We start from the raw sequence: 14,553 nt of genomic DNA on the forward strand, positions 1-14,553 counted from the left end.
CATTGTTTGCAAGCCGCGCTACTTTAGCATAGCTACCGGTGGAGGCCACACCTGCAATGTCACGGTATTTTACATTGGTCCCGGGTGAGTCCCGGGCCACCAATCCAGAATGGCGTCCCATGGCGCATTTCCTTTAACGCCAACCGGTTATCCTCGATGGTCATCACTATGCTGCCAGAACAGGCTGTATTGAACGAAACGGCTCCTATCCCTGCATAGCGGGCAGTTACCGTCGGGTGAGGATGGCCGTACCGGTGGCGATACCCGGCAGTGTAGATAACCCGATCCGGCTTCAACGCCCGAACCCAGGCTTCTGAGGATGACGTTTTGCTGCCATGGTGTGGCGCCACAAGCACCCGGGTAACCGGCGCCTGAAGATCCTCTCGATCAGCAAGATAAGCCAGATACCGGGCTTCCATGTGGTCGGTAATATCCCCCGGCAGGAGCCATTCGGTGCCAGATTCTGGATGGTAAATCCGCAGCACACAGGACGCATCGTTACCTTCTGTCGCACCCTCCCCCTGCCAGAACTCCAGAATCAGGCCGCCCAGCTTCTGGTTTGAGCGCTTGCAGCCCGAAACAGGCCGATCGGCGACCTGCTGCATAACGGCCACCGGCTCGCCAGCGATAACTTGTCCGACTTCGATCTTCTGGGTGAGTTCGGCTACCCCGCCGGCATGATCACTGTCTGCGTGGCTGATTAGGAGGGTGTCGATCCGACGTATGCCTTCGGCCGCCAGATTCGGTAGCAGGGTTGATTCAACAGCCGAAAACACACCCGGAACGGCAGGACCGGTGTCGTACACCAGGGCTTCATGGCCATCACGGATAAGTACCGACAGGCCCTGCCCCACATCCCAGACCCGTATTTCCGGTGTGCCCAGATAGGGGTTCTTCATCAAGGCTTGGCCCGGAACCATCAACCAGAACACCGCCAACAGAGCGCCAACCAGCCGAAATCCGGTAAAAGGCACGAATACGAGCGTAACGGCCAGCAACCCCCAGCCAACTACCTCGGCAAGGCTGGCCTCAATGTCCGGCGACTGCCACTCCGAGAACCATGTCAGAACGTGCCAGAGCACGCCCAGTGCCCAATCGAACATTGGCACAAACACCTGGGCAGCGCCCGGGACCACGGCAGTAACCAGCCCTCCGGTCACCAGCACCGGCATGACCACAAGAGATACCCACGGAATGGCCACCAGGTTGGTCAGCAGACCAACCAGAGGCTGACCCTGGCCGAATACTTCGAGGATTGGCCATAAACCGCCGAAGACGGCGAGCTGCGCAATAACGAGCCCGGACGCCGGTCCCGTCCCCGCCAGCCGGGCCGAGAACACAGCTATCAACACGGCGACAGCGGTGAATGACAACCAGAACCCTTGATCCAGGGGCGCAAAGGGATCCAGTACAAGAACGGCTGTAAGAGCAGCCAGAAACGCCTGCCACACCGGCGCCTGACGACTGAGCAGAATCAGCCACCCACCTGCGATAACCATGATGAGGGCGCGTCGTGTTGGCACAGTAAAGCCGGCGGCCAGCGCATAAACCAGACAACAAATCACTATCGAGGAAAATACGATCCCGCGTCTGGCCTCATCGCTGACCCATCGCGCCGGCCATAACAGTAACAGCCGCCTACATACAACGCCGGCACCCAGGGCCACCAGACCGAGGTGTAGGCCCGAAATCGCCACCAGGTGAATGGTACCGGTCGCCTTGAGCACATCCCAGTGGTTCTGTTCCATGTGCCCGCGGTGGCCAATCAACAGCGAGGCAACCAACGGAAAGTGCCTGGCGCTGCCAAACTGCTCCCTCGTCCAGCGTTCAAGCGAAAGATGCAGGCGCCGGTACTGGCAGTGCAGCGAACAGTCTACCGTCGTGTCCAACCGAACATTACGGACGCTTCCCGTGGCACGATACCCTTTCCGGAAGAGCCAGTCTTCATAGCGGAAACCGGCAGGATTCAGCGTGCCGTGGGGACGCTTGAGAGCAACATCCAACCGCAGCCGGGCGCCGGGAAGGTATTGGCTGCCGCGACCATACCAGGCCAGCCTGAGCAGGCCCGGCATCCTTGCTTCCTGCCCGGCTTCGATGGGAAGGTTGTGCCAGTGGGTGACACAAAGACTAAAACGTAAACTGTTAAAGCTTCCGGGAGAAGGAATGTCGCACAGGTATCCCGAAACCGAGAGGCGCTCCCCTTCCAGGCTGGCCGGGAGGACGGTCGAAAGACGGTCTCCGGCATGCCAGGAGGCCCAGAACAGCCCCAGGAAAAGACCAAGGGCGAACACTGTTAGCCGAGAGGCAAGTGTCGAAAGAGAACAGGACAGGGCAACGGCGAGCAGAAATATCGCGGCGAGCAACCACTCGGAAGGTGGCAGTATCGACAACCAATACAGTAAGATAACGCCACAAGAGAAGGCGACAACGCCCACTACTGCGGAACCGGACTTGCCATACGAGCATACCGGTCGGTTGAGACTTCCGGACAATCCTTGTCCTCCTGTTTGTCATAAACACCGGCGACATCCGATGTGCCGGTATACTAACTCCGTTTAAAGGCAGAACTTCCAATGCCAAAGAAGTTCATGAAACGCTATCTGCCCTCACCAGAGAAGGTGCAAGCGATGCAGTCGCTGAGCTTTCTGGGCGATATTCTTCATGAACCGAACCTCTGGCACATCAACCGACACAGTGTTGCTAGGGCGTTTCTGGTCGGCATCTGGTTCTGCTTTATTCCCATGCCCTTCCAGATGCTCGCCGCAGCCTTCTTCGCTATCTGGTTCAATGCCAATCTGCCACTGTCGGTGGTTCTGGTCTGGATCAGCAACCCGGTGACCATGCCGCCGATGTTCTATTTCAACTACAAAATCGGCGCCTGGGCCCTGGACCGACCTGTACTCAGCTTTGAGTTTGAACTGTCCTGGTCCTGGATCAGCGAGCGGCTGCTGGATATCGGCATTCCGCTCTACCTCGGTTCACTGGTGGTCGCAACCATATCAGCCTGCCTTGCCTATTTGATCATCCAGTATCTCTGGCGCAGGAAAATCCGCTCGGACTGGCAAGTGCGCCGAACCGCAAGATTGAGACGCCGCCGGGCTGCTGATCAGACTTCCTGAATCAGCCGGCCCTGCTCCAGGCGCATGACCCGCCCCAGACTCCGGGCCATTTTCATGTCATGGGTTACCATGACAAAGGCAATGCCCAGCTGATCCCTGAGGGATTCGATCAGGGCCTGAACCCCCTCGCCGGTGTGCTCATCCAGGTTGCCGGTCGGCTCATCCATCAACACGCAGTCCGGCTCATTTACCAATGCCCGGGCAATGGCCACCCGCTGGCGTTCGCCACCGGAGAGCTCGCCGGGTTTGTGATCCAGCCGTTCTGCAAGACCCACCCGTTCCAGCAAACTGCTTGCTTTGTCTCGCGATTTGGATACCGCCATACCACCCAGGGCGCACGGCATCATGACGTTTTCAAGCGCGGTAAATTCCGGCAACAGGTGATGAAACTGATAGACAAATCCCAGATGGGCGTTGCGGAACCTGGCCCGCCGAGCTTCAGATAGCCGATGGATGTCCTCACCGCAGATAGCAATCTGGCCGGACGACGGCTTGTCGAGCCCGCCCAGGAGATTCAGCAGGGTTGTCTTACCGGCACCGCTGCTGCCAACGATGGCTACGGTCTCGCCCTGGGCAACTTCCAGCGAAATATCTGAAAAAATGGTCAGTTTTCCGAGGCCCTCGTTATAGGTCCGGGTTACCTGACGACAATCGATCACCGGTGCAGAATGCGCCATAGCGGCATGTTCCTTACTCATAGCGAAGCGCCTCCGCCGGATCCACCCTCGAGGCCCGCCAGGCCGGGTATATGGTTGCCAAAAGGCTCATTGCAAGTCCGGCGCCGCTGATTATGAAAACATCCTGCCATTGCAACTGGGATGGCAGGTAGCTGATGAAGTAAACGTCCGCACTCAGGAACTGGTGGCCCAGCGCGCCCTCCAGCCAGGAGATAAAGGCACTGATATTAAGTGCACCAAAAACGCCAAGCGCTGTGCCAACGATGGTTCCGAAGATACCGATGACCGCCCCCTGGACGATAAAAATGCGCATGATCCGACCCGGCGTTGCTCCCATGGTCCTGAGGATCGCGATGTCTCCGGTTTTGTCAGTGACCACCATGACCAGTGTGGAGACGATATTGAAGGCCGCTACGGCAACGATAAACATCAGCAGCAGACCGATCATGGTTTTCTCCATGCGGATGGCCTGGAAAAGATTGCCGTGGGTGCGGGTCCAGTCAGATACGTAATAGCGGCCGCCCAACGCCTCAGCCGCCTGCTGCGAAACCTTGGGCGCTGCGAACAGGTCATCCACCAGCAGACGAACGCCCTCCGCCTTGCCCCCGGTTCGCATAAGCTTGGCTGCGTCATCCATATGAATCAGCGTGTAGTTGCCATCCAGTTCAGCACCGACACTGAAAATGCCCTTCACCGTAAATCGCTTGAGCCTTGGCAGCACTCCCGCCGGGGTCACCGAGGCTTCCGGCAGCACGACAGTCACCTTGTCACCCACCTGCAGCCGCAGGCTGGCCGCCATCAAACGACCGATGATGATGCCAAACTCGCCGGAGACCAGATCGTCCAGCCCTCCTTCGATCATATGGTTCTCAATGATGGACACCGTGCGCTCTTCCTCTGGAAGAACACCATTGAGCATAACGCCACGAACATTACCGCCACCGGTCACCATCCCCTGCCCCTGGATAAAAGGGGCCGCGGCCAGCACCCTGGGATGCTGCTGAACCCGGGCATCCACCGACTGCCAATCATCCAGAGGACCGGCACCCTGTATGGTGGCGTGGGGCACCATCCCGAGAATTCTCTGCTTGAGCTCCCGGTCGAAGCCATTCATGACGGACAACACAATGATAAGCACCGCCACTCCAAGCATCAGCCCGATCATCGAAGTCAGTGAAATAAAGGATATGAAGTGATTGCGGCGCTTGGCGGCCGTGTATCGCAAGCCAATGTAAAATGATAAGGGTCTGAACATGAAGAGGTGCCTGTTGCTACCTTCAGGTCTGTCGTGGTCTGGTTTTCCCGAGTACCTTCTGCCTTCCAGCACGGAGGGAAACTGCTAAACTGTTCTGTGCCAATAAAAATTCAGCTTTCCGGAGCCGCGATGCAGTCGTCCGACATTCCAAACGAACCGGTGGACTATTCCCCCGAACGCCGGGACTTTTACCGCATTGAAGACCGGATCGGCCTGGAGATCCGCAAGCTGGCCCCTGGCACCCCACTGGACGGGAATGCCTTCGATGGCGACCACCTTGAAAGCCTGAAAGCTGAATTCAGGCGGCTGGACCAGGACGTAAAATCCCAGCTTGCCAGTCTTGCCGAAAAAGACCGACTGCTTACCGGACTGATCAAATCCCTGAACGGCAAGCTGGATACGCTTGCGCGCATTATGGCCTTTGAGCAAAATCCGTTGCAACCTGAGGACTGGCAGGATGTAACCCTGAGCGAAGGCGGCCTGTCATTCTTCAGCAGCACCCCTGCCTGGCATCCCGGAGACCGGCTTGCTGTCCGGATGACCCTCCCGCCCGAACTTTTCCAACCCCAGGCACATGCCCGTGTGATTGAGGTACACCCCGACTCTTCAGGCGGGGCAAGGGTCCACACCGAATTTTCCCGGATTGATGACGGCGATCGCCAACAAATCGCACGGCATGTGATGCGGTGGCAGATTCGACAGCGCCAAAAAGAGTAGACTGGGGAAAACGGGTGACTTTTGCTAGTCTTTTTCGGATATTACGCTTTATCCATGTCCTTCCGAGGACGCCAGTTTTCATGGAGACCCATCAATGAGAAAACAAACTACCCTGTTCGGCGCACTGGCAGTGACTGCCACACTGGCCTTTCTTCCGATGACGTCCGCGGTAGCTGAAGAAATCCGCGTGCCGGTTGGCTCCCAGGCCGATCGTGACCAAGCCAGCTTTCCCGGCTCGGGAATGAGCCAGTCGTCAGTCCGCGCTTCCTGGGGTGCGCCCATGGAAATTCAGGGCCCGGTAGGCCAGCCACCGATCACCCAGTGGCATTACCAGGACTTCGTGGTGTATTTCGAAGGCAACCGGGTTATCCATACCGTTCTCAAACATAATCGCTGAGGGCCCGAGGGACTTTTCGGGTCGGAAATACCTTCCTTATGTCCTGACGTTCAACCAATCGTTGGTTAGAATGCCGTCTTTTATGATTCAAGGTGACGTAGTGACAACCAAACGAGTGTTGCCCGCCGAGTGGGCTCCCCAGAGTGCCGTGATGCTGACCTGGCCCCATCCGGGAACCGACTGGGCAGGCGTTATGGAAGAGGTGGAGCCGGTCTTCGAAAACATTGCGAAAGCTGTTCTCCGACACGAGCATCTGGTTGTAAGTTGCGAACATGTGATACGTCTGCAGGAGCTTGAGCAGCAACTGAATCTCTACGCTGAGGAGAACGGGCTCCCTGGCCGTGTAAAGAGCGTTCCAGCGCCAGCAAACGATACCTGGGCGAGAGACCATGGGCCGATTACCATCCTGACCGATGAGGGGCCGGCACTGCTGGATTTCCGGTTCAACGCCTGGGGCGGAAAGTTTCCGTCGGAAAAAGATGATGCGCTGAACACTCACCTGTTCAACGCAGGTGTATTCGGCACAACCGCGATGCAGCAGGTGAATTTCGTGCTTGAGGGCGGCTCCTTTGAATCGGATGGCCAGGGCACCTTGCTGACAACGTCTGAATGCCTGCTGACGCCGACCCGAAATCCTGCCATGGACCGGACAGCCATAGAGCAACTTCTCTCAGAAATATTGGGCGTCCAGCGGATTCTCTGGCTCAACCATGGCTACCTTGCCGGCGACGACACCGACAGCCATATCGATACCCTGGCCCGATTCTGCGCACCGGATCATATCTGTTATGTAGCCTGCCCCGATGTCGCCGACGAGCACTACAGTGCGCTGGCGGCCATGGAAGAAGAGCTCCAGGAGTTTCGCCAGGCCGACGGCTCTCCTTATCGATTGACGGCTCTGCCCTGGCCCGATGCCATTCATGACGAGGACGGAGAACGCCTGCCCGCAACCTACGCAAATTTCTTGATAATCAACAATGCTGTGTTGCTTCCGGTGTATGACGTGCCGCAGGACCAAGACGCCATTGCTGTCATGAAAAAGATTTTTCCGTCCAGGGAGATAATACCGATTGATTGCCGGCCCTTGATTTACCAGCATGGCAGCCTTCACTGTGCGACCATGCAAATCCCGGCCGGAGTAGTCAGTTAATGAGCAGCGAAGCGCGCAAGAACCAAATCAACATTGCTGCCATCCAGCAGGCCTGCAGCAGTGACAAGGCAGCCAGCCTGGCCGTTACCGAAAAACTGGTTCGCGAAGCCGCAGCCAGTGGCGCAGACCTGGTTATTCTGCAGGAGCTCCACGCCACCCTTTACTTCTGCCAGACTGAAGATACGGCCGTTTTCGAATTGGCCGAGCCGATTCCCGGCCCCACCAGCAATCGCCTCTCCGATCTGGCCCGCGAACTGGGTGTTGTGTTGGTTGGCTCCATTTTCGAACGGCGGATGAACGGCGTTTACCACAACACTGCCGTCGTATTTGAGAAAGATGGCTCAATGGCAGGGCTGTACCGGAAGATGCACATTCCGGACGACCCGGGATTCTATGAGAAATTCTACTTCACCCCGGGTGACGCCCAGTTCAATGATGGCAGGAGCGGCTTCACGCCCATTGATACATCTGTTGGCAGGCTGGGCGTGCTGGTTTGCTGGGACCAGTGGTACCCCGAGGCTGCCCGCCTGATGGCCTTGGCCGGAGCGGAGATGCTCATCTACCCCACCGCTATCGGCTGGGATGTTACCGATGACCCGGATGAGCAGGCGCGTCAACTGGAAGCCTGGGTCACCGTCCAGAGAGGCCATGCGGTTGCCAATAATCTCCCTGTCGTGGCGCCGAATCGGGTCGGCACAGAACCGGATCCGTCCGGACACAGTGACGGCATTCGTTTCTGGGGCAACAGTTTTATCTGCGGACCGCAGGGTGAATTCCTTTCCCGGGGCGATGACAGCTCCGAGTGCATTCTGTCTGTAAGCCTCGATCGCACCCGCAGTGAATCGATTCGCCGGATCTGGCCGTATTTGAGAGATCGTCGCATCGACGCCTATGGCGACATCCTCAAACGCGTAAGGGACTGAGGCCGGAATGAAAAAGCTGGTTGATACCGTAGTCAGTGAACTGAACCAGATACTTCTGGGCAAGGAGCAACAGGTGCGTTTGGCCCTGTGCGGTCTACTGGCGCGAGGGCACCTGCTGATCGAAGACATCCCCGGCATGGGCAAGACCACCCTCTCCCATGCCCTGGCCAAGGTGATGGGGCTGAGCTACCAGCGAATCCAGTTCACCAACGACCTGCTTCCCGCGGATGTGCTTGGTTATTCCATGTACGACAAGCAGGCCGGCAGCCTGGTGTTCCATCCTGGGCCGATCTTTGCCCAGGTGGTTCTGGCTGACGAAATTAACCGGGCATCACCTCGTACCCAGAGTGCCCTGTTGGAAGCCATGGAAGAACGGCAGGTATCCATTGAGGGCGAGACCCGTCCACTGCCCCACCCGTTCTTCGTGATTGCCACCCAGAACCCCATTGAACAGGGAGGGACCTACCCTCTACCCGAGTCCCAACTGGACCGGTTCCTTATGCGCCTTCACCTGGGCTACCCGGACCCCCGGGCCGAACGGGAACTGCTGGAAGGCGAAGACCGCCGCACCATGACCGAAAAGCTTCCCACCCTGCTCTCCCAGGCCGACCTGAAAACCCTGCAGGAAGGTGTAACAAGGATAACCGCCAGCCCGGCGCTTCTCGATTACGTGCAGCGATTGCTGGAACAGAGTCGGAGAATGCCGGGCCTTCTGTACGGGCTTTCGCCCCGCGCCGGCCTGGGACTCGTCCGGGCCGCCAAGGCCTGGGCGCTCATGGAAGGACGGCATCACGTGTTGCCAGACGACATTCAGGCGGTTTTCCCAGCAGTAGCAGCCCACCGCCTCGAACAGGGCGAGTCCGGCAAAAGTGCGGAAAGGGTTCGTCAGCTGCTGGCAACCGTTTCCGTGCTTGAGTAAATAGCAAGGTTTTATAAGCGGAATTGGCCAAAACGAATGGCAGACCGCGCCTTTCATGTTAGCCTTTGCTCCTTTCCCCGAAGCGTCTGGCCCGGAACAGGGCCTGGCAACGTACGGCTTTTTCAGTGAGAGAATTCCCAATGAGCGACACCAAACATTCCCGACTGATCATCCTTGGTTCCGGCCCCGCAGGCTACACCGCTGCTGTCTACGCAGCCCGCGCCAACCTGAACCCGACCCTGATTACCGGTATTGAAGTCGGCGGCCAGCTCACCACCACCACCGACGTCGACAACTGGCCCGGAGACAACGACGGCGTTCAGGGCCCGGAGCTCATGCAGCGCATGCTCAAACACGCCGAACGCTTCGAAACCAGCATCGTCTACGACACCATCAACGAGGCTGACCTGCGCAACCGCCCCTTCCGGCTCAAGGGCGACGGCGGTGAATACACCTGCGATGCCCTGATCATCGCCACCGGCGCCTCAGCCATGTACCTGGGCCTGGAATCGGAAGAAAAATTCAAAGGCCAGGGCGTCTCCGCCTGCGCCACCTGCGACGGTTTCTTCTACAAGAAACAGAAAGTCGCCGTTATCGGTGGCGGCAACACCGCCGTCGAAGAGGCCCTGTACCTGTCCAACATCGCCGACGAAGTCACCCTGGTACACCGCCGCGATAGCCTGCGCGCCGAAAAGATCCTCCAGGACAAACTGTTTGAAAAAGCCGAAAACGGCAACGTGAACATCGTCTGGGACCACACCCTCGACGAGGTCCTCGGCGACGGCACCGGCGTGACCGGCATGCGCATCAAGAGCACCAAAGACGGCTCCACCCAGGAAATGGACCTGGCCGGCGTCTTCATCGCCATTGGCCACAAACCCAACACCGACCTGTTTCAGGGCCAGCTGGACATGGAAAACGGCTACATCCGCATCCGCTCCGGCCTTGAGGGCATGGCCACCCAGAGCAGCATCCCCGGCGTCTTCGCCGCTGGCGACGTAGCCGACCACGTCTACCGCCAGGCCGTCACCTCCGCCGGCTTCGGTTGCATGGCGGCCCTGGATGCGGAAAAGTTTCTGGATCAGCAAGACTGATTGTGCTTGAGTAAAGAAAAGGAACGCGAACTCAAAAGTTTGCGAAGGCCGGTGGGAGCCGCCTTCTGAAACTGTGCGGAGCCATGGATGGCGGAGCCAAGCGTACAAGGACGTATTCACAGCGTGTTTCAGAAGGCGGCTCCCACCGGCCGGTACTCTGTAGAATAGAACCGAAACATTGCAGTAATTGCCGGAGAAGGATGACCTCACTACCCTGGCTAGACCCGGACCAACTCTGGTTCCCCCCCGCCAACGAAGCCCTGGACGACCCGGACGGCCTCCTCGCCCTCGGCGGGGACCTGTCCACTGAACGACTCATCCTTGCCTACCGCAACGGCATTTTTCCCTGGTACAGCGACGACCAGCCCATCCTGTGGTGGTCACCCAACCCCAGATGCGTCCTGTTCCCGAACGAAATCCACGTGTCACGCAGCCTGCGCCGCACCCTGAACCAGCAACGCTTCGAGGTGACCGCCGACAGACACTTCGGACGGATTATCCGACTCTGTGCGTCAACGCGGGCCGAAGGCACCTGGATCACCGAAGAAATGATTGCCAGCTATTCCGAGCTGCACCGCATGGGCGTCGCCCACTCCATCGAAATATGGAACCGTCGCGGTGAACTGGCCGGTGGCATGTATGGCCTGGCCATTGGCCGGTGCTTCTTCGGGGAATCCATGTTTTCCCTGGAAACCAATGCCTCCAAGGTTCTCATGGTTCATCTGGCGCACCAGTTACAGCTTTGGGGTTATCGGATCATGGATTGCCAGGTGGAGAGCAGACACCTCCTGACCATGGGCGCACGGACTATTCCACGGGAAGAGTTTTTATCTATACTCAGGATGAGCATCGATCAGAAACCGGATCAGACCGACTGGACCTTCAGATGGCGTTGGCCCGGGCCGGAGGAGTGAATGAGCAATCTCAGAACCCTGGTGTTCTTCGCAACGCCGCCCCACGATTGCAGCTACCTGCCAGACCGCGAGGCGACCACCATGTTTGTGGATCCGCGGGCCCACATTGATAAAAAGCTTTACAGCCAACTGACCGCTCTTGGTTTTCGCCGCAGCGGTTCTCATTATTACCGTCCCCATTGCGAACAGTGTAATGCCTGCATCCCGGTCCGACTCAAGGTTGACGATTTCAGCCCGGACAGAAGCCAGCGGCGGGTGCTGAAGAAGAACTCAGACCTGAAGTGCACGATGGTGCCAGCGACCTTTGCGGAAAGGTACTACCAGCTGTATGCCAACTACATTGAGCAGCGACACCAGGATGGCGACATGTATCCGCCGACCCGGGAGCAGTTCACGTCGTTCCTGGTGGAAGGGGCAACGGACTCCTGGTTCCTGGAAATCCACAAGGATGAGCGATTGGTGGGGTTGGCGGCCGTGGACCTGCTGGACGACGGGTTGTCGGCTATTTACACCGTTTTCGACCCCGATCTTGATGACAGGAGCCTTGGCACTTACGCAATCCTCTGGCAAATCGAGGAAGCTCGCCGCAGAGGGCTGCCCCACCTGTATCTTGGGTACTGGATCAAGCAATGCCGGAAAATGAACTATAAAACCCGCTTCCGCCCGATCGAGGCGCTAAGAGACGGCCACTGGCGTGAACTGGACCCAGGCTAACTTTGCCAAACGCCGATAAATCAGGCAGAATTGCGCAATTTAAAATTACGGAAAGCATATCCAAACGAGGTTTCTACTGAATGCCGAAATCAGATGCCATTGAAATGGAAGGCGTTATCATCGACACCCTTCCAAACACCATGTTCCGCGTTGAGCTCAGCAACGGCCATGTTGTGACAGCTCATATCTCCGGCAAGATGCGCAAGAACTACATCCGCATCCTGACAGGTGACAAGGTCAAGGTTGAGCTGACTCCCTACGACCTGAGCAAGGGCCGCATTGTCTACCGCGCCCGTTGATGCTCACGTGACATCTGAAAGCCCCTTCGGGGGCTTTTTTCGTTGTAGCTAAAAAAAACCGCTGCCGGTTGCCCGGGCAGCGGTTTTTTATTTCCTCAAGTAGATCAGACCGCCTCGGCAGGCTCGTCCTCGTACTCGAATACCAGCTCGTCATCACGAAGGTGGATGAAGACATCACCGCCCTTCTCCGACAAACGCCCGAACAGGATCTGCTCGGCCAGCGGCCGCTTGATCTTATCCTGGATCAGCCGCGACATCGGGCGGGCACCCATGGTGACGTCGTATCCCTTCTCGGCCAACCAGGCTTTGGCATCGTCATCCACATGCAGAACCACATGCTTCTCGTCCAGCTGTGCCTGCAATTCGGTGAGGAACTTGTCCACCACGTGAGTGATGGTATCCATCTGCAAGTCACCAAACTGGATGATGCCGTCCAGACGGTTGCGGAACTCCGGTGTGAAGGTCTTGCTGATGATTTCCATACCGTCGGTGCTATGGTCCTGCTCGCTGAAGCCGATGGACCGACGGGCCATACTCTCGGCCCCGGCGTTGGTGGTCATCACCAGGATGACATGGCGGAAATCCGCTTTCCGACCGTTATTATCGGTCAGCGTGCCATGGTCCATGACCTGCAGCAGCAGGTTGAACACTTCCGGATGGGCCTTCTCGATCTCATCCAGCAGGAGCACGCAGTGCGGATGCTTGTTGACCGATTCGGTCAACAGGCCGCCCTGATCGTAGCCAACGTAGCCCGGAGGCGCACCGATCAGCCGTGAAACCGTATGGCGCTCCATGTACTCGGACATGTCAAAACGTACCAGCTCGATGCCAAGAACCTTGGCCAACTGCTTGGTAACCTCGGTTTTCCCGACACCGGTCGGCCCTGCGAACAGGAACGCACCCTCTGGCTTCTCGGGCGCCTTCAGCCCGGCTCGTGCCAGCTTGATAGCGGTGGACAGCGATTCGATCGCCGGATCCTGGCCGAACACGGTCATCTTCAGATCCCGTTCCAGGTTCCGCAGCAGATCCTTGTCGCTGGTGGAGACGTTCTTCGGCGGGATGCGGGCAATGTTCGCAACCACATCCTCGATCTCGGTGACATCAACGGTTTTCTTGCGCTTGCCTTCAGGCTGCAGCCTCTGGCGGGCACCCGCTTCATCAATCACGTCGATGGCCTTGTCCGGCAAATGACGATCAGTGATGTAGCGGTCTGACAGTTCGGCGGCTACGCGCAGGGCCTTGTCGGTGTACTTGAGATCGTGGTGCTTTTCGAAATTGGGTTTGAGGCCTTTCAGTATTTGATAGGTATCCTCAACGCTCGGCTCGTTTACATCGATCTTCTGGAACCGGCGAGCCAGGGCGCTATCCTTCTCGAAAATACCCCGGAACTCCTGGAATGTGGTTGAACCAATGCACCGGATTTCCCCGGAACTGAGCATGGGCTTGAGAAGGTTGGAGGCATCCATCACGCCACCGGATGCGGAACCCGCTCCGATGATGGTATGAATCTCGTCAATGAACAGGATTGCGTGGTTTTCTTTCTTGAGCTCGGCAAGCAACCCTTTCAGTCGCTTCTCGAAATCGCCCCGGTACTTGGTCCCGGCGAGCAGAGCCCCGAGGTCCAGCGAGTAGACCACCGCATCGGAAATAATGTCGGGCACCTGACCATCAACGATACGTTTCGCAAGCCCCTCTGCAATCGCAGTCTTGCCGACACCGGCCTCCCCCACCAGCAGCGGGTTGTTCTTGCGACGACGAACCAGGATCTGAACCACCCGTTCGACCTCGTGTTCGCGCCCAATCAGCGGATCAATACGGCCCTGGCGGGCCTGCTCATTCAGGTTGGTGGCATAGCTTTCCAGCGGTTTGGACTGCCCGCCTTCCTCACCGGCCTCATCATGGGACGCCTGATCATGGCTTTCCTGGTCTTCCGCACCCTGAACACGAGAAATGCCGTGAGAAACGAAGTTCACCACATCAATCCGGGCAATGCTCTGCTTTTTGAGCACATAGACCGCCTGGCTTTCCTGTTCGCTGAAAATGGCCACCAGCACGTTGGCACCGGTTACCTCTTTCTTGCCGGAGGACTGCACATGGAAAACCGCCCGTTGCAGCACACGCTGGAACCCCAGTGTTGGCTGTGTCTCCCGCTCACTGTCACTGCTTGGAATGAGTGGTGTGGTTGAATCCACGAATTCGACGAGTTCTTCCTGAAGCCGCTTGAGGTCGGCGCCGCAAGCCTTCAGAACGCCCACTGCCGATTCATTATCCAGTAGGGCCAGCAACAAATGCTCCACAGTCATGAACTCATGACGCTTGTCCCGGGCATTTTTGAAGGCCGTATTCAGCGTAATTTCTAGATCTTTGCTCAGCAT

Annotated in this window: 14 protein-coding genes; 10 read left to right on the plus strand and 4 right to left on the minus strand. The window is 57.8% G+C overall.

Annotation, left to right across the window (positions count from 1 at the left end):
- Positions 1 to 59 precede the first annotated feature (59 nt).
- Positions 60 to 2,492: a DNA internalization-related competence protein ComEC/Rec2 gene (locus WA411_RS07500; RefSeq protein WP_291907284.1), complete on the minus strand. Its 2,433-nt coding sequence runs from the start codon at positions 2,490 to 2,492 to the stop codon at positions 60 to 62.
- 81 nt (positions 2,493 to 2,573) lie between these two features.
- Here WA411_RS07500 and WA411_RS07505 point away from each other — a divergent pair, with 81 nt between their 5' ends.
- A complete protein-coding gene (locus WA411_RS07505) occupies positions 2,574 to 3,119 on the plus strand; it encodes a DUF2062 domain-containing protein (protein WP_136631775.1) in 546 nt (181 codons plus the stop codon).
- Here WA411_RS07505 and WA411_RS07510 read toward each other — a convergent pair.
- Together WA411_RS07510 and WA411_RS07515 are read right to left on the minus strand one after the other, a co-directional pair.
- Positions 3,107 to 3,796 carry an ABC transporter ATP-binding protein gene (locus tag WA411_RS07510; protein WP_209401018.1) on the minus strand — a complete coding sequence of 230 codons (690 nt, stop codon included), beginning with the start codon at positions 3,794 to 3,796 and terminating at the stop codon, positions 3,107 to 3,109. The two genes, WA411_RS07505 and WA411_RS07510, sit on opposite strands and share 13 nt — an antisense overlap.
- Before the next feature lie 13 nt (positions 3,797 to 3,809).
- On the minus strand, positions 3,810 to 5,051 hold the full coding sequence (locus tag WA411_RS07515; RefSeq protein WP_069183395.1) for a lipoprotein-releasing ABC transporter permease subunit: 1,242 nt from the start codon (positions 5,049 to 5,051) through the stop codon (positions 3,810 to 3,812).
- 129 nt (positions 5,052 to 5,180) lie between these two features.
- Here WA411_RS07515 and WA411_RS07520 point away from each other — a divergent pair, with 129 nt between their 5' ends.
- The 9 genes from WA411_RS07520 (at position 5,181) to infA (ending at position 12,178) form a co-directional block, all read left to right on the plus strand.
- Positions 5,181 to 5,768 carry a PilZ domain-containing protein gene (locus tag WA411_RS07520; protein WP_069183394.1) on the plus strand — a complete coding sequence of 196 codons (588 nt, stop codon included), beginning with the start codon at positions 5,181 to 5,183 and terminating at the stop codon, positions 5,766 to 5,768.
- 94 nt (positions 5,769 to 5,862) lie between these two features.
- Positions 5,863 to 6,165: a hypothetical protein gene (locus tag WA411_RS07525; protein ID WP_209397013.1), complete on the plus strand. Its 303-nt coding sequence runs from the start codon at positions 5,863 to 5,865 to the stop codon at positions 6,163 to 6,165.
- A gap of 100 nt (positions 6,166 to 6,265) precedes the next feature.
- On the plus strand, positions 6,266 to 7,315 hold the full coding sequence (locus WA411_RS07530) for an agmatine deiminase family protein (protein WP_291907273.1): 1,050 nt from the start codon (positions 6,266 to 6,268) through the stop codon (positions 7,313 to 7,315).
- Complete coding sequence (locus WA411_RS07535; protein ID WP_291907271.1) at positions 7,315 to 8,238, plus strand: carbon-nitrogen hydrolase; 924 nt, start codon at positions 7,315 to 7,317, stop codon at positions 8,236 to 8,238. Before WA411_RS07530 ends, WA411_RS07535 begins: the two co-directional genes overlap by 1 nt.
- Positions 8,239 to 8,245: 7 nt before the next feature.
- Positions 8,246 to 9,157: an AAA family ATPase gene (locus WA411_RS07540; RefSeq protein ID WP_069183390.1), complete on the plus strand. Its 912-nt coding sequence runs from the start codon at positions 8,246 to 8,248 to the stop codon at positions 9,155 to 9,157.
- Positions 9,158 to 9,297: 140 nt separating this feature from the next.
- A complete protein-coding gene (gene trxB, locus WA411_RS07545) occupies positions 9,298 to 10,251 on the plus strand; it encodes a thioredoxin-disulfide reductase (protein ID WP_291907268.1) in 954 nt (317 codons plus the stop codon).
- Positions 10,252 to 10,451: 200 nt separating this feature from the next.
- Positions 10,452 to 11,165, plus strand: coding sequence for a leucyl/phenylalanyl-tRNA--protein transferase (aat, locus tag WA411_RS07550; protein ID WP_222464685.1), 714 nt, complete (start codon positions 10,452 to 10,454; stop codon positions 11,163 to 11,165).
- Positions 11,166 to 11,879 (plus strand): arginyltransferase, encoded by a 714-nt coding sequence (locus tag WA411_RS07555; RefSeq protein WP_136631784.1) that lies wholly within the window; start codon positions 11,166 to 11,168, stop codon positions 11,877 to 11,879.
- A gap of 80 nt (positions 11,880 to 11,959) precedes the next feature.
- Positions 11,960 to 12,178: a translation initiation factor IF-1 gene (gene infA, locus WA411_RS07560; RefSeq protein ID WP_008169200.1), complete on the plus strand. Its 219-nt coding sequence runs from the start codon at positions 11,960 to 11,962 to the stop codon at positions 12,176 to 12,178.
- Between the two features lie 104 nt (positions 12,179 to 12,282).
- On the opposite strand, the gene clpA is transcribed toward infA, so the two are convergent.
- Positions 12,283 to 14,553 (minus strand): ATP-dependent Clp protease ATP-binding subunit ClpA, encoded by a 2,271-nt coding sequence (gene clpA / locus WA411_RS07565; RefSeq protein ID WP_136631785.1) that lies wholly within the window; start codon positions 14,551 to 14,553, stop codon positions 12,283 to 12,285.

Source organism: Marinobacter sp. CH_CUG1437-1, from assembly GCF_037029655.1.
Taxonomy (GTDB): domain Bacteria; phylum Pseudomonadota; class Gammaproteobacteria; order Pseudomonadales; family Oleiphilaceae; genus Marinobacter; species Marinobacter salsuginis.